The following is a 17,701-nucleotide window of genomic DNA, read 5'->3' as shown; positions in this document are numbered from 1 at the left end:
TTCATCCTTAACCACAAGGAAAACATTCCTATAATTATACAATTAGCTTTAGGCCATGAAGACACAATTAATAATTACAAATCTTTAGCAATAAAAAAGGTTCAAAAAAAGATAAACAAGAACAGAAAAACATCAAAAAACTTTAACGCTGGAATTCTAAAGCTTTACAACGAATCCATAGATAATAAAATTGATTACAGTAAATTAAAAAAATAACTATCTTTAATATAAAAGATAGGTCATAAACAGTGAAAGATTCGAGGCTAGAATATCTGCAAAGATGGGACATCCATAACTCTTTTGGGTTTAACAGCCGGCACCAAGGCTACAGAAGTTCACCCCCCTCGGAGTTGCCGCAGGGCATTTGTGTTCGTTGCGTGAGCGAGGCATGGATGCCGAGATAGCGTCAGTCGAATCAGGGACGAGCGTCTGACGCGATAGCATAAGGACGCTAAATGCCCAAGGGGCTTTCAACTCCGTTGGGGACGCCGGGGGATATCCAAAAGGGGAACAGGCGCTTTTCCCCTTTTGGTCGGGTGTGGGGTGAAGCCCCACGACTTTGATTCACCTCGGCCGTTAGGCCGCAATGACTAGCAAGTTTTGCTAGCGATCACACTAAAAAAAGATGGGACCGTCAAACCACCTGCAAAAGTATACGATGTTACACTTTTGGCAACAATTTCAGTGCTTAAATCCCAAAAAGTGTAGGGAAAGATGGGACATCCATAACTCTTTTTACAATAAAGAAAAGATGGGACATCCATAACTCTTTTACAATCACTTACCCACAATGAAGGTGATAAGAATGTTATATCCAATTGCAATTGAGACTGGCGACAGTAAACACGCTTACGGAGTAGTGTTTCCAGATATACCTAACTGTTTTTCGGCAGGCGATACTTTAGAAGAGGCGTTATCAAACGCAAAGGAAGCCGTTGAAATGTACTTAGAAGAATTGGCCGAGCGTGAGGAGTTACCACCAAAGGCTAGTGATCTGGCTACCTTGCAAAAGAATAAAGATTACCAAGGCTGGGCTTGGGCGATCATCGACGTTGACTTGGAGCCCTACTTAGGCAAGGCCGTCAGAAAAAAAGGACAGGCATAACTCTTTTGGGTTTAACGAAAGATGGGACAGTCTAACCGAAAGATGGGACATCCATAACTCTTTTGGGTTTAACAGCCGGCACCAAAGCTACAGAAGTTCACCCTCCCCTCGGAGTTGCCGCAGGGCATTTGCGTTCGTTGCGTGAGCGAGGCATGGTCGTTCTCGTGCATCCATGCACTTCACGACATTCAGGCATCCTTCCTATCAGATGCCGAGATAGCGTCAGTCGAATCAGGGACGAGCGTCTGACGCGATAGCATAAGGACGCTAAATGCCCAAGGGGCTTTCAACTCCGTTAGGGGCGTCTTGGCTGATGTGAAAACAATAGGCAAGGAGGATAGGACGAGCAGTCCTCCTTGGTCGACTCTTTATTAAAAAATCAGGGGGTGAAGCCCCACGACTTTGATTCACCTCGGCCGTTAGGCCGCAATGTCTAGCAAGTTTTGCTAGCGATCACACTAGTTGGTGAAAGTGGAAATCCACTTTGCTGCCAATCTTTGGTGTAATACACCGCAAAGGTGTCGGTCGTGGCATCAAAGGATAATTCCCCGATAATTAAATCACCGAGGTGCATCTCTAGCGTAAGCGTTTTAGCTGTACTCATAGGTTAATACCAGCCGTTAGTTTCTGTGTCGCTGGTTTGAACCGAAACGATATCAATCCCCAGACCATCAAGGATTTTGAATACGGTTGAGATATAAACATCCTCACCCTTTTCAACTCGGATCAGCGTTTTTTTGGTTACGCCGCACAACATGGCCGCCACGTCTTGAGTAAGAGCAGCACTTTTCCTGCGTTCTTTAATTAACAAGCCGAGGGATTGTTGATTTAGCGGTGATGCCATTATCGTCTCCAAAAGTGTAACTTCCTACACCTTAGCCTTAATAACAGTCTCATTCAATCAAAAAGTGTATATACGTACACTTTTTGATTGTTGATAATGACAAACCCACTAAAAGTGTACAATGTTACACTTTAAAAGCAATTTTCAATGCTTAAAACCCAAAAAGTGTAGGTAAGTACACCTAGCTTGAAAAACGCCGCTTCCCCCAATTACCAGTCCAAAAACAAAACCCCGACTCAGTTACCTGAGTCGGGGCTTTCATTTTTCTCTTACAAGAAGTTGGGTTTTAAGCGATTAAGCTAAAGACCACCGATACTTTTTGCGCAGGATAAATCGTGTTAGTACAAGGCGCTGTGAGCGTAGCATACGTTGTTTGTATGTGAGCGAGCAGCAACGCCGTAATCACCGATTTAAACCAGCAAAAATTACATCATGCCGCCCATTCCGCCCATTCCACCCATACCGCCCATATCAGGCGCATCAGACTTTGGCAGTTCAGCTACCATTGCTTCGGTGGTGATCATCAGGCCTGCGATAGACGCTGCGAATTGCAGTGCGCTACGGGTTACTTTAGTTGGGTCAAGGATACCCATTTCTAACATGTCACCGTAGGTGTCGTTGCCCGCGTTGTAACCGTAGTTACCGCTGCCGTTTTTAACGTTGTTCGCCACAACTGAGGCTTCTTCACCTGCGTTGGTCGCGATTTGACGTAGTGGCGCTTCCATTGCACGTAGGGCAATAACCACACCGTGTTTTTGGTCTTCGTTAGCTACTTCAACGTCAGCAATCTTAGAAGCTACACGTACCAGAGCAACACCGCCGCCAGGAACCACACCTTCTTCAACCGCAGCACGGGTTGCGTGCAGCGCGTCTTCTACACGAGCTTTTTTCTCTTTCATTTCAACTTCGGTCGCAGCACCGACTTTGATTACCGCAACGCCGCCAGCTAATTTAGCCATACGCTCTTGCAGTTTTTCTTTGTCGTAGTCTGAAGTTGATTCTTCGATTTGTTGCTTGATTTGGCTAACGCGCGCTTCGATTTGCGCTTGTTCACCGTTACCATCGATGATGGTGGTGTTGTCTTTAGTGATCACAACACGCTTAGCAGTACCTAAATCTTCTAGGGTTGCTTTTTCAAGCTCTAGGCCGATTTCTTCAGCGATTACAGTACCGCCAGTTAAAATCGCTACGTCTTGCAGCATGGCTTTACGACGGTCACCAAAGCCTGGGGCTTTAACCGCTGCCACTTTCACGATACCGCGCATGTTGTTAACAACTAGCGTAGCTAAGGCTTCGCCTTCAACATCTTCGGCAACGATCAGTAATGGCTTACCAGTTTTTGCCAGACCTTCAAGGATTGGTAACAGTTCGCGGATGTTAGAGATTTTCTTGTCGACTAACAGTACGAATGGGTGATCTAATTCAACGCTGCCGGTTTCTGGCTTGTTGATGAAGTATGGAGACAGGTAACCACGGTCGAACTGCATACCTTCTACTACGTCCAGTTCGTTTTCCAGTGCTTGGCCTTCTTCAACGGTGATCACACCTTCTTTACCGACTTTTTCCATTGCAGTGGCAATGATTTGGCCGATTGACTCGTCAGAGTTTGCAGAGATAGTACCTACTTGAGCGATCGCTTTTGAGTCAGCGCAATCTTGAGAAAGGTTTTTCAGTTCAGCAACGGCGGCAATCACGGCTTTATCGATACCGCGCTTTAAGTCCATTGGGTTCATACCCGCTGCAACGGCTTTTAAGCCTTCAGTGACAATGGCTTGTGCCAGAACAGTTGCAGTAGTGGTACCGTCACCGGCGGCGTCGTTGGCTTTAGAAGCAACTTCTTTCACCATTTGCGCGCCCATGTTTTCGAATTTGTCTTCTAATTCGATTTCTTTTGCAACAGACACACCGTCTTTAGTAATCAGTGGTGAGCCAAAGCTCTTGTCTAATACTACGTTACGGCCTTTAGGGCCTAAGGTCACTTTAACTGCGTTAGCCAGAATGTTTACACCAGCCAGCATTTTTACGCGTGCGTCGTTACCAAATACAACTTCTTTAGCTGCCATAATTGAATATCCTTTACATTTTTAATGATTAATTGGAATGTCGAATTGATGTCGTGGATTAACCTACGATGGCCATCAGGTCAGCTTCCGACAGGATCAAGACTTCTTGACCGTCGATTTTTTCTTTCTTAACACCGTAACCTTCATTGAAGATCACTACATCACCCACTTTCACATCCAGAGGTCTTACAGTGCCGTTTTCTAAAATACGGCCATTACCTACTGCAAGGACTTCCCCGCGAGTCGATTTTTCGGCGGCGCTGCCTGTTAATACAATGCCACCCGCAGAAGTTGATTCAACTTCTAAACGCTTAACGATTACGCGGTCATGTAATGGACGAATATTCATCTATGAACTCTCCTAATGATTTAATGCCCAACAATCGAGGCGATTTTGTGATGAAAAAGAGGAGGCATTTCCGCCTTCCCCTTTGATGTGTGTGATATGGGGTTAACCCCTGCCAGATCCAAGTGCCTTTACAAAAAAAAATTCAAATTTTTGATGTCGGTTTTTTCAAGCGGGCACAATCCTGCTAGAATCTCGCCTCCGCTCGCAAACAAGGCACTATTTTCCCCATGAAAGACAGACACGGGCTGCTTAGCGCGCCAATTGGTCGTGTACTGCTCAACATGAGCCTCCCTAACTTGATTGGCATTATGACCATTCTAGGTTTTAGCCTCGCTGACACTTTTTTTATCAGCCAATTAGGGACAGAGCCTTTAGCTGCAATCAGTTTTACCTTTCCAGTAACGTTAATTATTTCCAGCATTGCTATTGGGATTGGTGCAGGCGTTTCCACTAACCTTGGCAGGCTGATTGGCTCGGGTAATGCGCCACGAGCTAAGGTATTTTTGCACGATGCGCTGCTGCTGACCTTTATCCTTATCGCCAGTTTATCCGCTCTAGGTAGTATTTTTATCGAGCCACTGTTTAGTTTACTTGGCGCCAATGAAACCAGCTTGCCACTCATTCATGACTATATGATGTATTGGTATGTGGGCGCGCCGCTGTTGGTGTTATTGATGGTGGGCAACCAAGGCTTACGCTCCACGGGCGACACTCGCTCACCAGCGATGATTATGATGCTGGCGGCGCTGATTAACTTAATCCTCGATCCTTTGCTTATCTTCGGTATTGGGCCTTTTCCGCGTTTAGAGATCCAAGGCGCAGCGATTGCCACCCTGTTCTCATGGCTTGTCGCGTTGTCGCTCTCGGGTTATTTGCTGATCATCAAGCGGCGAATGCTTGAGCGGGCGGTATTTGATATCGATAGAATGCGTGCCAACTGGAGTAAACTTGCCCATATTGCCCAGCCTGCGGCATTGATGAATTTAATCAATCCGCTCGCCAATGCGGTGATTATGGCGATGCTGGCCCATATCGATCACAGCGCCGTAGCAGCGTTTGGTGCAGGCACACGCTTAGAATCGGTGCTGTTGATTGTGGTGATGGCATTATCATCGAGCCTGATGCCGTTTATCGCGCAAAATCTCGGTGCTGGCCAACCCCAAAGGGCGAAGCAGGCTTTGCTGCTATCGCTTAAATTTATCTTTGTATTCCAAACCTTACTCTATATTCCATTGGCGTTTTTGGCCCAGCCACTCGCGAATTTATTTAGTACCGATCCGCAGGTGCTAGAGTGGTTAAGTTTTTATATTCTGGTGCTGCCCTGCGCCTATGGCCCGCTGGGAATTGTGATTATCTTTGCCACGGCGCTTAATGCGTACCATAGGCCGATGAGTTCGTTAGTGATTAACCTGTGCCGCTTAGTGCTATTGATGCTGCCACTGGCGGCGCTGGGATCTTATATTGATGGCGTAAAAGGCTTATTACTCGCGCTCCCCATCACCAACCTCTTGATGGGGATTGCCTGTTATTACTTAGCGCAGCGGATTTGCGAGCCGACCAAGGTCACGACCGCCGACGCGATTTAGGCTGTGCTTTTTAGGCTAAAACGCACATCATTGGGTGGGAAGGGCTCCTCCGATGCCTTACAAACTCGGCGCACACTTTGCGTGCTGAGATTAGTTGGTACACCTTTCGGCGCCAGTTCTTTAATAATAAAGTCGATAAAGCGTCTGCTGGCTAAGCTCACATAACGTCTTGATGGATAAGCCAAATAGCATTCGCCGGGATGGGACTCTATCTCGGGCAACAGGGTAATTAGCTGCCCTGAAGCCACAAAATCAGCCACCACTTCCGCAGGCGCATACACAATGCCGCGCCCTTGCAGGGCAAACTCTACCGCCACTTCAACACTGTTGGAGCAGAAATTTCCCCGAACCCGAACTTCCTGTTCGGCACCAATCCATAACTCATTAAAGATCTTGCCATTTGAGAGCCTAAATAAGGCCACATTATGGGACTCAATCTCCTGTGGAGTCTGCGGCATACCATGTTGCACTAGGTATTGGGGACTGGCATAAAAACGCAAATCCGTGGTGAATATCGGTCGCACCACTAAATCTAAGGTATCTAATGCGGGTTCGACCACAAAGGCTACATCGAGATTATTCTTAACCATATCAACAGATTCTGCGCTACTAATCACTTCAACCGTGAGCTTGGGATGCAGATCCATAAAACGGAAAATGGCTTGCATCAACACATTCATACTGTGGATAGGAAACATTTGAATGCGGAGATGGCCACTGATCTCAGCATCTTCGTTAGTCATCTCAAACAGAGTTTCATCGAGCTGCGCCAAGATATTCTGTGAACGTTGGTAAAAATGGCTTCCCGCCGAGGTCAGCGTCATCGAGCGGCTCTGTCGGTGGAATAGCTTGATATTCAGCTCATCTTCCAATGCCTGTAAACGCCGACTCACGGTCGATTTTGGTAAGTTAAGCAAATCCGCCGCTTCAATCAAACTGCCGGTTTCAGCGATTCGGTGAAATAACGCGAGGTCCTCTGTCTTCATTTTTAACTTAATATCAATCTCATTATGTGGGATTGATAATCCCAAAGTATCCCGTTTATTGCAACAACTTTAGCTGATATCTTCGCGCCCCTGAAATGCTGATAAATTGTTATTGAGGACTCTCCACCATGAAAGCTTATCGACTTATTCCCTTGGCGGCGTTATTGCCAGCCCTGCTTACAGCCTGCACGCCAGCGGAAAGCTCGGTACAGGCGAGTGTCATCAGACCCGTAAAACTGTTTGAGGTTGCCAAACTCGAGGGCGGAGATTTTAGAACCTTCCCCGCGCGGGTGAGCGCCAATAGTCGCGCAGAATTGTCCTTTCGCATTTCTGGGCAACTTACAGAGTTGGCGCTGGTAGAAGGGCAAAGTGTTAACCAAGGTAGCCTATTGGCTAAACTGGACGACAGGGATGCCTATAACAATTTAATGACCCGCGAAGCAGACCATGAACTGTTAGCAGCGGATTTTCAGCGTAAAACCGAACTCCTAAAGCGTAAATTAATCTCCCAAGCCGAGTTTGATAGCGCCCAAGCACAGCTTAAATCGGCCAAAGCCGCCTTAGCGGCCGCCCGTGACCAGTTAAGTTATACCAAGCTTATCGCCCCTTTTAGTGGCACTGTGGCCAAACGTTTAGTGGATAACCACCAAATTGTGCAGGCTAATCAAGGAATATTAACTCTACAAAACAACCATTTGCTCGATGTAAGTATCCAAGTACCCGAGTCGATGGCCGCTGGTTTAAACACTTATATCCAGCAGCAAAAGTTTGTCGCTAAAGTGCGTTTTAGTGCATTAGCAGGCATGGAGTTTGATGCGAAATTCAAGGAGTACTCCACCCAAGTTACACCCGGCACTCAGGCCTATGAAGTAGTGTTTTCGCTACCACAACCCAAGGATATTCAACTACTTCCAGGGATGAGCGCTGAATTAACCCTTGCTTTAATGAAAAGCCCAGACCAAGCAGCATCGGCCATAGTGCCAGTCACCGCTATCGATAAACGCGATCAGGATGGCCGAGTCCAAGTGTGGGTCTATCAAGCGCAATCGGGCGAAGTGAAACCCACTGCTGTTACCTTGGGCCGAGTCACCAGTGAAGGTGTTGAAGTGCTTGGCGGTATTAATAATGGCGATTTAATTGTCAGTGCAGGTGTATCCCAATTATCCGACGGGATGAAAGTCAAACCACTACGCTGGCAGCGCGGAGTTTAATCCATGAATATTGCTGAGTATTCAATCCGCCACAAAGTCATCAGTTGGATGTTTGTATTACTGCTACTCGTGGGCGGTAGTGTGAGCTTTACTGGTCTTGGGCAGTTAGAGTTTCCCGAATTTACCATTAAAGAAGCCCTAGTGATCACCGCCTATCCGGGTGCATCGCCAGAGCAAGTGGAAGAAGAAGTCACCCTTCCCCTCGAAGATGCCTTACAGCAGCTCGATGCGGTTAAGCACGTAACCTCCATTAACAGTGCGGGTTTGTCGCAGATCCAAATTGAGGTCAAAGAAACCTATGACAAAACGAGCCTGCCGCAGGTGTGGGATGAAGTACGTCGTAAGGTCAACGACACCGCAGGACAACTGCCTCCCGGCACTAGCACGCCCAAAGTCTATGACGACTTTGGCGATGTGTACGGCATTTTGTTTAATCTCTCAGGGCCTGACTATAGTAACCGTGAATTAAGCAATTATGCCGATTATTTGCGCCGCGAACTGGTACTGGTGCCAGGGGTCAAAAAGGTTTCAGTTGCGGGCAGCGTAACTGAGCAGGTTGTGATTGAAATATCACAACAAAAACTCTCGGCACTGGGGTTAGATCAAAGCTATATCCACGGCCTGATTAACAATCAAAACGTGGTCTCCAACGCGGGCAGTTTAGTGGTGGGCGATAATCGTATTCGCATCCATCCCACCGGAGAATTTAGCAGTGTGCAGGATCTCGCACGTCTGATCGTCAGCCCGCCCGGCAGCACTGAGCTTATCTATCTTGGTGATATTGCCCATATAGAAAAAGATTATGATGAAACCCCTGACGTGCTCTATCACAACCGTGGCGAAGCCGCCCTCTCCCTTGGGATTTCCTTTTCAAGTGGCGTCAACGTGGTCGAAGTGGGTAAAAGCGTTAGCGAGCGCCTTGCCGAACTGGAGTCTCAGCGCCCAATAGGGATGAGCTTAGACACGGTTTATAACCAAAGTTTGGCGGTGGATGACACAGTAAATGGCTTTTTGATCAATCTATTAGAATCGATTGCCATCGTTATTGCCGTACTCTTGCTGTTTATGGGTTTACGCTCAGGCTTATTGATGGGGGTCATCTTACTGTTGACCATTCTCGGTACTTTTATCGTGATGAAAGTGCTAGGTATTGAACTGCAACTGATCTCCCTCGGCGCGCTGATTATTGCTTTGGGTATGTTGGTCGATAACGCCATTGTCGTTACCGAAGGCATTTTGATTGGTCTGCGTCGTGGCAAGACTCGCCTCGAAGCCGCCAAACAAATTGTGTCGCAAACTCAGTGGCCACTGCTTGGCGCCACCGTTATTGCAATTATCGCGTTTGCACCGATTGGCTTATCGCAAAATGCCGCGGGAGAGTTTTGTCGCTCACTGTTCCAAGTGTTGATGATTTCCTTATTTATCAGTTGGATTACCGCGATCACCCTGACACCTTTCTTCTGCCATTTGCTGTTTAAAGATGCCCCCGCAGATGAGGAGGAGCAGGATCCTTACAAAGGCTGGTTCTTCAGCGTATACCGCGCGAGCTTAACCTTTGCCCTGCGTTTTAGAATCGCCAGCATTTTATTAGTCGGTGCCATGCTCGTTAGCGCAGTGATTGGCTTTGGTCATATCAAGAATGTGTTCTTCCCCGCATCTAATACGCCCATCTTCTTTGTCGATATTTGGATGCCAGAAGGTACAGATATTAAAGGCACTGAACGCTTTACCGCCGATATTGAGCAGCAGTTACTCAAGCAAGCCGAGGAACAACATAGTGGCTTAAAACACTTAACAACTGTCATTGGCCAAGGTGCGCAGCGGTTTGTGTTGCCCTATCAACCCGAAAAGGGCTATCCCGCCTATGCGCAGCTCATTATTGAAATGGCAGATTTAGCCTCCTTAAAAGTCTATATGCCAGAGCTAGAAACCTTTTTAAATCAGAGATTCCCGCAGGCACAGTTCAGATTAAAGAATATGGAAAACGGCCCTTCTCCCGCCGCGAAGATTGAGGCTCGCTTCTACGGTGATGATCCCGAAGTACTGCGTACTCTAGGCGCTCAAGCCGAAGCCATCTTCCATGCGGAGCCGAGTATGGACGGTATTCGCCATGACTGGCGCAACCAAGTGACTTTAATTCGTCCGCAATTAGAAAATGCTCAAGCAAGGGAAACGGGGATCAGTAAACAGGATCTGGATAACGCACTGTTAGTTAACTTTAGCGGCAAACAGATTGGCCTGTACCGTGAAACCAGCCATTTACTCCCCATCGTTGCCCGCGCACCCGCCGAGGAGCGTTTACAGGCGGACAGCCTGTGGAAACTGCAAATCTGGAGTAGCGAGCACAGCACCTTTGTACCAGCAACGCAAGTTGTAAGCAGCTTCGATACTCAATGGGAAAACCCCTTAGTAAAACGTCGCGATCGGATGCGGATGTTAGCCGTTTTAGCCGATCCTAAACTGGGTAGCGATGAAACCGCCGACTCAGTATTACGTAAAGTCAAAGCTAAGGTCGAAGCCATCAGCTTGCCTGCGGGTTACCACTTAGAATGGGGTGGCGAGTATGAAACGGCGGGCGAAGCCCAAACCGCGGTATTTAGCTCAATTCCACTGGGTTACTTAGCGATGTTTTTAATCACAGTGTTCCTGTTTAACTCGGTACGCCAGCCGTTAGTGATTTGGTTTACCGTGCCATTGGCCTTGATTGGGGTATCGGCGGGATTATTGATTTTCGACGCGCCCTTTAGCTTTATGGCGCTGCTGGGACTACTGAGTCTATCGGGCATGGTGATTAAAAACGGTATTGTATTGGTTGACCAGATCAACCTCGAACTCAGTGAAGGCAAAGCCGCCTATTTAGCTTTAATCGATTCCTGTGTCAGCCGCGTTCGCCCTGTGATGATGGCGGCGATCACGACCATGCTCGGGATGATACCTCTGATCCCCGACGCCTTTTTCGGCTCCATGGCGATCACTATCATCTTTGGTTTAGGTTTTGCGTCGCTGCTGACCCTTATCGTGCTGCCAGTGATGTACAGCTTGGCCTTTAACATCAAACCGAATGCGGTGGCGAGCGAGAAACACTAGCCCGCCACTCCCCCTAAACGCTTCCCGGCGTGGCCGATCGATGCTGCTTATTAGCATCGATTGGCCTTTTCATATTGGGTATCGAAGAATAGCGGCTAACCCGGATAACTTGAGGCTTTACACAGAGGAAAGAAAGCCGAGCTGAAAGGCGGATTACGCCTTTGGATCTTTGGGTTGCTCGTGTTTATCCGCCAATTGATGGCTTTCAGGACGTTTATCGCTAGGGTCGGCCTTATGTTCAAAGTCGCCTTCGTACACATTGCCATCGGCATGTTTATTTTGCTCAAAGGGAGGTTGCTCGAAAGGATTTGTTTGTGAGCCAGAATGAGAGCCAAAGGGACCCGCACCAAAACCGCCGTGCATACCGCCTTGTAAACCCGACACCACTCGCAGTTGCATACGTTTAAACACTAAGGCTGCTATCGGACGACGGGTTAAAGGAGTGAGCAACAATAAACCAATAAAATCAGTCACAAATCCAGGAATAACCAGCAATACCCCCGCCATGGCTAGCATCATACCTTCGACAATTTCTTGCCCTGGTGCCTCACCTCGCGCGAGCTTTTGCTGCACTTGCATTAGAGTACTTAATCCTTGACTGCGTACTAAAGACACGCCCAATACAGCAGTAAATAATACAAGGCCAATAGTGGTCCAAGTACCCAGCACTTCACCCACGCGGATTAACACTGACAGCTCAACAACTGGGATCAGCACAAATAATAAAAATAGGATTAAAAACATACCGACCTCAGATTTATCTTGCTCGTTTGAAAACTAAATGGGGGCAATCCGGTCTTAATTCAAGTCATTAGGGCGCAGACTGCGCTAAAGCGGTGAAACTTCTGATAGTTAGCTCACTCTTTCGTTAAGCCGTTAATGTATGAGACCATAAAAACACGTAAAGTAGCTTAGCCTAATAGGCTTAAGCGAAGTTTAAGATTGTTAGGGGACGATACCCACACTATGCAACCTCAGTATTTAATGGTCAGCACTAGCTGTCCAGACGACGTTCATGCCAATCGCATCGCCCATGCGTTAGTGGAAGCGCGTATCGCGGCTTGTGTGCATATTTCAGCACCCATCCGCTCGGTCTATACGTGGGAAGGAAAAATCTGTGAAGAGCAAGAAATTAGCTTACACATTAAATGTTTACAAACACGCTACCCAGAGTTAGAACAGCTTGTGCTTAAACTTCACCCTTATCAAGTGCCTGAAATTATTGCCGTACCCGTGACTCACGGGCTACCAGCCTACTTAGATTGGATAAAAGATAACACTCAGCCATGAAAAAACTACTTAGCCTTACCTTTACTGCATTATTGCTTCTCGCGCCTCTCACTCTAAGTGGCAATGCTTTTGCGAATAACTTTGGTTTTCTAAAAAGCGAACCTGAGTTAATGCCTGTTGATCAAGCCTTTGCCTTTGATTTTAAGCAGGAAGGCAATAAGGTTACCCTTAATTGGGTGATTGCCGACGGCTACTACATGTACCGCGATAAACTCAAATTTAGTGTCAATGGCGCTGAATTGGGCACTATTGACCTACCAAAGGGCAAGCCCCATAACGATGAGTATTTTGGTGAACAAGAGGTTTACTACACCTATATCGACATTCCCGTTGGCCTAAAGCAAGCGGATGAAAACAGCACCTTAAGCGTCACCTTTATGGGCTGCGCCGAGGGTAAACTCTGTTATCCACCAACCAAACGTGATGTCAGCTTAAAAGCGGTAGCAGCTAATGATGGGCAAATCGCCTCTAGCGCAGATAGCGGCGAAAATACCAAGCCTGCCGCCACTGACACAGATGCCAAAGCAAGCAGCGCCCCTGCTAAGCCGATTACTCAGCAGGATAGCCTAAGCCAGATGTTGTCTAACGACAGTTTACTCTGGACCTTAGTGATCTTCTTCGGTTTAGGGATTGGGCTTGCACTCACCCCTTGCGTGTTCCCCATGTATCCGATTTTATCGGGCATTATTGTCGGTCAAGGGCAAAAACTGTCGACCGCCAAAGCCTTCACCCTGTCGATGGCCTATGTGCAAGGAATGGCAATCACCTACTCGATTTTAGGTTTAGTCGTCGCGTCGGCGGGGATGAAATACCAAGCGGCGCTGCAACATCCCGCGGTGCTCGTGGTATTAGCCATCCTGTTCTTTGTACTCAGTTTATCCATGTTTGGCTTGTACGATCTCAAACTGCCTTCAAGCTGGCAGGAGAAGATGAACTCGATTTCCAACAATCAAAAAGGCGGCAATTTAGTTGGCGTGTTTTTGATGGGGGTAATCTCAGGATTGGTTGCCTCGCCTTGCACCACGGCTCCACTTTCTGGCGCCTTAGTCTATGTGGCGCAAACCGGGGATTTATTACAAGGCTTCCTCGCCCTGTATGTGCTGAGTATGGGCATGGGCGTACCACTACTTATCATTGGCACCTCGGGTGGTAAGTTACTGCCTCGCGCTGGCGCTTGGATGAATATCATTAAAACCGTGTTTGGCTTCCTGCTGATTGCGGTATCGATTGTGATGCTTGGCCGTATTTGGACGGGCGTGGTTTCCGATGTGCTTTGGTCGCTTTGGGGCATTAGCTTCACCGGTTACCTGATGCACCAAAATAAGCTCAGCGCCTTTAACTGGAAACAAACCGTACGCTCAGTGCTACTCACCTTAACCCTGCTGGCAAGCTTCTCCTATGGCTTCCAAGCTGTGATGGGTCACTTTGGCTTTAGCCACAGTCCGGTTGCGACTGCAACAACGACTGAGCAAGCGCATGGCTTTAAACGGATAAAATCCATTGAAGATTTGGACCGCGAAATTGCCGCTGCCACGGCAGTTGGTAAGCCTGTGATGCTGGATCTCTACGCTGACTGGTGTGTGGCTTGTAAAGAGTTTGAAGCCATTACCTTTAAAGACGCCGAAGTATTAGCGCGAATGAACAAAATCGTGCTGCTGCAAGCCGATGTCACTAAGAGTGATGCTGTGGATGTCGCTCTGCTTGAAAAATACAATGTCCTCGGTTTACCGACATTATTGATGTTTAACGAGCAAGGTGAACAGCGAGAAGATTTAAGGGTAACCGGCTTTATGGGTCCCAAGGAGTTTGCAGCTCATTTAGATCACTTGGTGAAATAATCTCGACTAAACGCTAACACTCCTCTGCGGCGTTTTAGCGTAAAATCAACAAAAAGCGGACTTTTTTCATTAAAAGTCCGCTTTTTTATCGCGCTGTCATCGATTTCTTATACAATCCTTGTTTATCGTGGACTTTTTAGATTGGAGCATTATGGAACCAGCTATCCTCATTATCACCCTTATTTGCGGCATGCTCGTTAGCCGTATAGGACTGCCCCCACTCATCGGCTACTTAGTGGCGGGCTTTGTACTCTTTGTATTAGGTATTGAAAAAGAAAGCCTGCCACTGCTGCAAGAACTCGCCAATTTAGGGGTTACGCTACTGCTGTTTGCGATTGGTTTAAAACTCGATATTCGTAGCCTATTTAAGGCTGAAGTGTGGGCGGGGTCGAGTGTGCATTTGATGCTATCGATCCTAGTATTCGTCCCTATTCTCAAAATATTAGGGTTATTAGGATTATCTCAACTGACCAGTTTAGGGATTGAGCAGTTAACCTTACTGGCATTTGCGTTAAGCTTCTCCAGTACCGTTTTTGCGGTAAAGGTCTTAGAAGATAAAGGGGATATGCAATCCCTGTATGGCCGTGTTGCTATTGGTATCCTGATTATGCAGGATATTTTTGCCGTACTCTTTTTAACCATTTCTAAGGGCGATGTGCCTTCGGTGTGGGCATTTGCGTTATTGTTATTACCTCTGGCAAAACCACTGATTTATAAAGCCTTTGACCGTGTTGGCCACGGTGAATTATTAGTGCTATTTGGATTAGTAATGGCACTGGTTGTCGGCGCTTGGTTATTTGAATCCGTTGGCTTAAAACCGGATCTCGGCGCATTAGTTATTGGTATTTTGCTCGCAGGACATAAAAAAGCCTCTGAGCTAGCTAAATCATTGTTCTATTTTAAAGAACTCTTTCTTGTCGCCTTCTTCTTAACCATTGGTCTCAATGGCTTACCCACGATTTCGGATATCGTGCTGGCTACATTATTAGTACTGTTAGTACCGCTAAAAATCTTATTGTTTGTCTATATTCTTACTCGCTTTAAATTACGTTCGCGCACCTCGATGTTAGGTTCCTTTAACCTAGGTAACTTCTCCGAGTTTGGTCTGATCGTCGCTGCGGTTGCCACCAGCAAAGGCTGGCTACCGTCACAATGGTTGGTGATTATTGCCGTGGCCTTAAGCTTTAGCTTTTTATTAGCAGCGCCGCTCAATGCTACGGTCGGAAATATTTATCAACGCTTCCAACAGCGACTCGTTAGGTTAGAAAAACGCCCATTGCACCCAGAAGATCGCCCCATTGCCATTGGTAATCCACGCTTTTTAATCCTAGGGATGGGGCGTATTGGTAGTGGAGCCTACGATGAACTGCGTGCCCGGTTCGACGGTGAGATCCTCGGGATTGAGCATAAGCAAGACTTGGTCGATTTACACCGCGCTAAAGGCCGTAATGTTGTGCAAGGGGACGCTTCCGATACCGACTTTTGGGAGAAGCTTGATAAAGCGCCCAATCTTGAATTAGTGCTGCTAGCAATGCCGCATCATGCGGGGAATCTCTTCGCTGTTGAGCAACTTAAGAAGCTGAATTATCAAGGTAAACTAAGTGCAATCGTACAATATGGTGAGGATGCCGCATCACTCAGAAGTTCTGGTGTGCACAGCGTTTACAACCTATACGAAGCGGCGGGTGCGGGTTTTGTCGACCATGTGGTTCATGAGTTACTACCAGACTCTGAAACGAAGGCAGTTGCCGACCTAGACGATGACAACAAACAACATTCTGCCGCGGTTTAAGGCGTGTTTACGTTTGTTATCATGAATAAAACTCATCCTATTTAGGTTAAAAATGACTCAGGAAAGGGATTAACCTGAGTCATTACCTCACCCGATAAAACCTATCAAAACCACTAAAAATCAATCACCTTAACGCACTTACACACGCTCAAACATTGCGGCGTTTTTGACTATCGGTTTTCTCTGACAAGCTTATCGTCAATGCCATAGAAAATCTCAGTTACATCGCCGACTTAGTCGTGATATAAATCGAAGACAAGAACGAAATTAGCCCAGCTTTTTTGGAAGTCTTCTCAGCATGTCGAACCCTGCGCAGCGCGCCACCAAGTTATTTGTCCAAACCTTTGGCACTAAAGCCGATGATTTATATCAAGCCCCAGGTCGAGTAAATCTGATCGGTGAATACACGGATTACAACGACGGCTTTGTTTTGCCTGCCGCCATTAATTTTCATACGGTGATTGCCGTTAAACGCCGTGAAGACAACAAGTTTCGCGCCGTTGCTGATGCCTTTCCCGGGCAAATTAAAGAATGGACCTTCGGCAAAGAAACCGAAATCCATCCCGAGGACGGTTGGGTAAATTATTTAAAAGGGTTCACCGCGGCGATGGCCAACACAGGGCTCATTGCCAAGGGCTTAGATTTGGCCGTGGTAGGCGATGTACCGCTCGCAGCAGGATTATCTTCCTCTGGCGCCTTGGTCGTCGCCTTTGGCACAGCGATTAGTGACAGCAGCCAATTGCATCTCTCACCGATGGCAGTGGCACAATTAGCGCAACGTGGCGAATATCGATATGTCGCATCGGCTTGCAGCATTATGGATCACATGGTTTGCGCGATGGGTGAGCCGGATCATGCCCTGCTCATCGACTGCCTTGACCTTGATAGCGAACCGATTGCAATCCCTGAGAATCTCAGCCTGATCATCATTGATGCGCATATTGAGAAACAACGATTAGCGGCGATTAGCCAGCAGCGACGTGAGGAATGCGCTCAAGCTGCCGAATTTTTTGGTTTAGACGCTCTGCGCCATCTTGAACTGCGTCAGCTTGAAAGTGCCAAGGATAAATTGGATGAAACCCTTTATCGCCGCGCCAAACACGTAGTCACCGAGAATAAACGCACTCAGAGTGCTGCTCGGGCACTCGAGCAAAATAATATTTCTAAATTCAGCCTATTAATGGCTCAATCTCATCAATCACTGCGAGATGATTTTGAGGTAACACTGCCTGAATTTGACACTTTGGTGGATATTGTTAGCCAAGTGATTGGCGAACGCGGTGGCATACGCATGACCGATGGCTGCGTGGTCGCGCTCGTCGACCATGAGCTTACCGATGCGGTAGTTTCTGCGGTCGAACAGACATTTTTCGAGCAAACAGGGATAGATGCAACCGTTTATCTCTGTTCAGCAAGTGCTGGCGCGGGCCGTATCGACAGTTAAACACTTAATCGCACCTGCTAACTCCGCCACTAATACCATACGAATTCAACCATGAATTGTGTGGTATTTGTCATTTTTAAGAGGCAAAATCAAACGGTTAAATAAT

14 protein-coding genes and 1 pseudogene are annotated in these 17,701 nt (G+C 47.2%); 9 read left to right on the top strand and 6 right to left on the bottom strand.

The annotated features are described in order from the left end of the window. Both MMG82_RS09050 and MMG82_RS09045 read left to right on the top strand, forming a co-directional pair. On the top strand, positions 1–216 hold a 216-nt coding region (locus MMG82_RS09050; protein ID WP_241406775.1), incomplete at its 5' end, for a hypothetical protein. 589 nt (positions 217–805) lie between these two features. After that, positions 806–1,105, top strand: coding sequence for a type II toxin-antitoxin system HicB family antitoxin (locus MMG82_RS09045; protein WP_188870027.1), 300 nt, complete (start codon positions 806–808; stop codon positions 1,103–1,105). A gap of 460 nt (positions 1,106–1,565) precedes the next feature. Here the strand turns inward: MMG82_RS09045 and MMG82_RS09040 are convergent. The 4 genes and pseudogenes from MMG82_RS09040 to MMG82_RS09025 form a co-directional block, all read right to left on the bottom strand. Beyond that, positions 1,566–1,709 (bottom strand): annotated as a pseudogene (locus MMG82_RS09040) (type II toxin-antitoxin system HipA family toxin); the annotation flags it as partial. A gap of 3 nt (positions 1,710–1,712) precedes the next feature. Next, a complete protein-coding gene (gene hipB / locus MMG82_RS09035; protein WP_105253052.1) occupies positions 1,713–1,949 on the bottom strand; it encodes a type II toxin-antitoxin system antitoxin HipB in 237 nt (78 codons plus the stop codon). Positions 1,950–2,374: 425 nt separating this feature from the next. Continuing rightward, a complete protein-coding gene (gene groL / locus MMG82_RS09030; RefSeq protein ID WP_037430013.1) occupies positions 2,375–4,012 on the bottom strand; it encodes a chaperonin GroEL in 1,638 nt (545 codons plus the stop codon). Between the two features lie 58 nt (positions 4,013–4,070). Then, positions 4,071–4,361: a co-chaperone GroES gene (locus MMG82_RS09025; protein ID WP_011071021.1), complete on the bottom strand. Its 291-nt coding sequence runs from the start codon at positions 4,359–4,361 to the stop codon at positions 4,071–4,073. Between the two features lie 227 nt (positions 4,362–4,588). Between MMG82_RS09025 and MMG82_RS09020 the strand changes: the two genes are divergently transcribed. After that, positions 4,589–5,947 carry an MATE family efflux transporter gene (locus MMG82_RS09020; protein WP_037414232.1) on the top strand — a complete coding sequence of 453 codons (1,359 nt, stop codon included), beginning with the start codon at positions 4,589–4,591 and terminating at the stop codon, positions 5,945–5,947. Here MMG82_RS09020 and MMG82_RS09015 read toward each other — a convergent pair. Continuing rightward, positions 5,944–6,933: a LysR family transcriptional regulator gene (locus tag MMG82_RS09015; protein WP_047539118.1), complete on the bottom strand. Its 990-nt coding sequence runs from the start codon at positions 6,931–6,933 to the stop codon at positions 5,944–5,946. The genes MMG82_RS09020 and MMG82_RS09015 overlap by 4 nt on opposite strands. A gap of 128 nt (positions 6,934–7,061) precedes the next feature. Here MMG82_RS09015 and MMG82_RS09010 point away from each other — a divergent pair, with 128 nt between their 5' ends. Further along, complete coding sequence (locus MMG82_RS09010) at positions 7,062–8,144, top strand: efflux RND transporter periplasmic adaptor subunit (RefSeq protein ID WP_241406774.1); 1,083 nt, start codon at positions 7,062–7,064, stop codon at positions 8,142–8,144. Positions 8,145–8,147: 3 nt separating this feature from the next. Further along, a complete protein-coding gene (locus MMG82_RS09005) occupies positions 8,148–11,231 on the top strand; it encodes an efflux RND transporter permease subunit (protein WP_241406772.1) in 3,084 nt (1,027 codons plus the stop codon). Between the two features lie 153 nt (positions 11,232–11,384). On the opposite strand, the gene MMG82_RS09000 is transcribed toward MMG82_RS09005, so the two are convergent. Beyond that, complete coding sequence (locus tag MMG82_RS09000; protein WP_241406770.1) at positions 11,385–11,975, bottom strand: FxsA family protein; 591 nt, start codon at positions 11,973–11,975, stop codon at positions 11,385–11,387. 222 nt (positions 11,976–12,197) lie between these two features. Between MMG82_RS09000 and cutA the strand changes: the two genes are divergently transcribed. From cutA to galK, 4 genes are all read left to right on the top strand, one after another. Beyond that, positions 12,198–12,521: a divalent-cation tolerance protein CutA gene (cutA, locus tag MMG82_RS08995; protein WP_037414243.1), complete on the top strand. Its 324-nt coding sequence runs from the start codon at positions 12,198–12,200 to the stop codon at positions 12,519–12,521. Further along, positions 12,518–14,359 carry a protein-disulfide reductase DsbD gene (locus tag MMG82_RS08990; RefSeq protein ID WP_241406769.1) on the top strand — a complete coding sequence of 614 codons (1,842 nt, stop codon included), beginning with the start codon at positions 12,518–12,520 and terminating at the stop codon, positions 14,357–14,359. Before cutA ends, MMG82_RS08990 begins: the two co-directional genes overlap by 4 nt. 151 nt (positions 14,360–14,510) lie before the next feature. Beyond that, a complete protein-coding gene (locus tag MMG82_RS08985) occupies positions 14,511–16,151 on the top strand; it encodes a cation:proton antiporter family protein (RefSeq protein WP_037430346.1) in 1,641 nt (546 codons plus the stop codon). 298 nt (positions 16,152–16,449) lie between these two features. Further along, entirely contained in the window at positions 16,450–17,595 is a 1,146-nt protein-coding gene (gene galK / locus MMG82_RS08980; RefSeq protein WP_037430344.1) for a galactokinase, read from the top strand. The last annotated feature ends 106 nt before the right edge of the window (positions 17,596–17,701 follow it).

The sequence above is a fragment of the Shewanella sp. MM_2022_3 genome, assembly GCF_022557375.1.
GTDB classification, from domain to species: domain Bacteria; phylum Pseudomonadota; class Gammaproteobacteria; order Enterobacterales; family Shewanellaceae; genus Shewanella; species Shewanella xiamenensis.
Note: the sequence above shows the minus strand (reverse complement) of the source record. Positions and strands in the feature narration are given on the sequence as shown.

What these genes read in the sequence shown, in the direction of transcription:
- MMG82_RS09010 (WP_241406774.1), top strand. Translation starts at nt 7,062, where the DNA reads ATGAAAGCTTATCGACTTATTCCCTTGGCGGCGTTATTGCCAGCCCTG.
- MMG82_RS09000 (WP_241406770.1), bottom strand. Translation starts at nt 11,975, where the DNA reads ATGTTTTTAATCCTATTTTTATTATTTGTGCTGATCCCAGTTGTTGAG.
- MMG82_RS09025 (WP_011071021.1), bottom strand. Translation starts at nt 4,361, where the DNA reads ATGAATATTCGTCCATTACATGACCGCGTAATCGTTAAGCGTTTAGAA.
- cutA (WP_037414243.1), top strand. Translation starts at nt 12,198, where the DNA reads ATGCAACCTCAGTATTTAATGGTCAGCACTAGCTGTCCAGACGACGTT.
- groL (WP_037430013.1), bottom strand. Translation starts at nt 4,012, where the DNA reads ATGGCAGCTAAAGAAGTTGTATTTGGTAACGACGCACGCGTAAAAATG.
- MMG82_RS09015 (WP_047539118.1), bottom strand. Translation starts at nt 6,933, where the DNA reads ATGAAGACAGAGGACCTCGCGTTATTTCACCGAATCGCTGAAACCGGC.
- MMG82_RS08985 (WP_037430346.1), top strand. Translation starts at nt 14,511, where the DNA reads ATGGAACCAGCTATCCTCATTATCACCCTTATTTGCGGCATGCTCGTT.
- MMG82_RS09045 (WP_188870027.1), top strand. Translation starts at nt 806, where the DNA reads ATGTTATATCCAATTGCAATTGAGACTGGCGACAGTAAACACGCTTAC.
- hipB (WP_105253052.1), bottom strand. Translation starts at nt 1,949, where the DNA reads ATGGCATCACCGCTAAATCAACAATCCCTCGGCTTGTTAATTAAAGAA.
- MMG82_RS08990 (WP_241406769.1), top strand. Translation starts at nt 12,518, where the DNA reads ATGAAAAAACTACTTAGCCTTACCTTTACTGCATTATTGCTTCTCGCG.
- galK (WP_037430344.1), top strand. Translation starts at nt 16,450, where the DNA reads ATGTCGAACCCTGCGCAGCGCGCCACCAAGTTATTTGTCCAAACCTTT.
- MMG82_RS09005 (WP_241406772.1), top strand. Translation starts at nt 8,148, where the DNA reads ATGAATATTGCTGAGTATTCAATCCGCCACAAAGTCATCAGTTGGATG.
- MMG82_RS09020 (WP_037414232.1), top strand. Translation starts at nt 4,589, where the DNA reads ATGAAAGACAGACACGGGCTGCTTAGCGCGCCAATTGGTCGTGTACTG.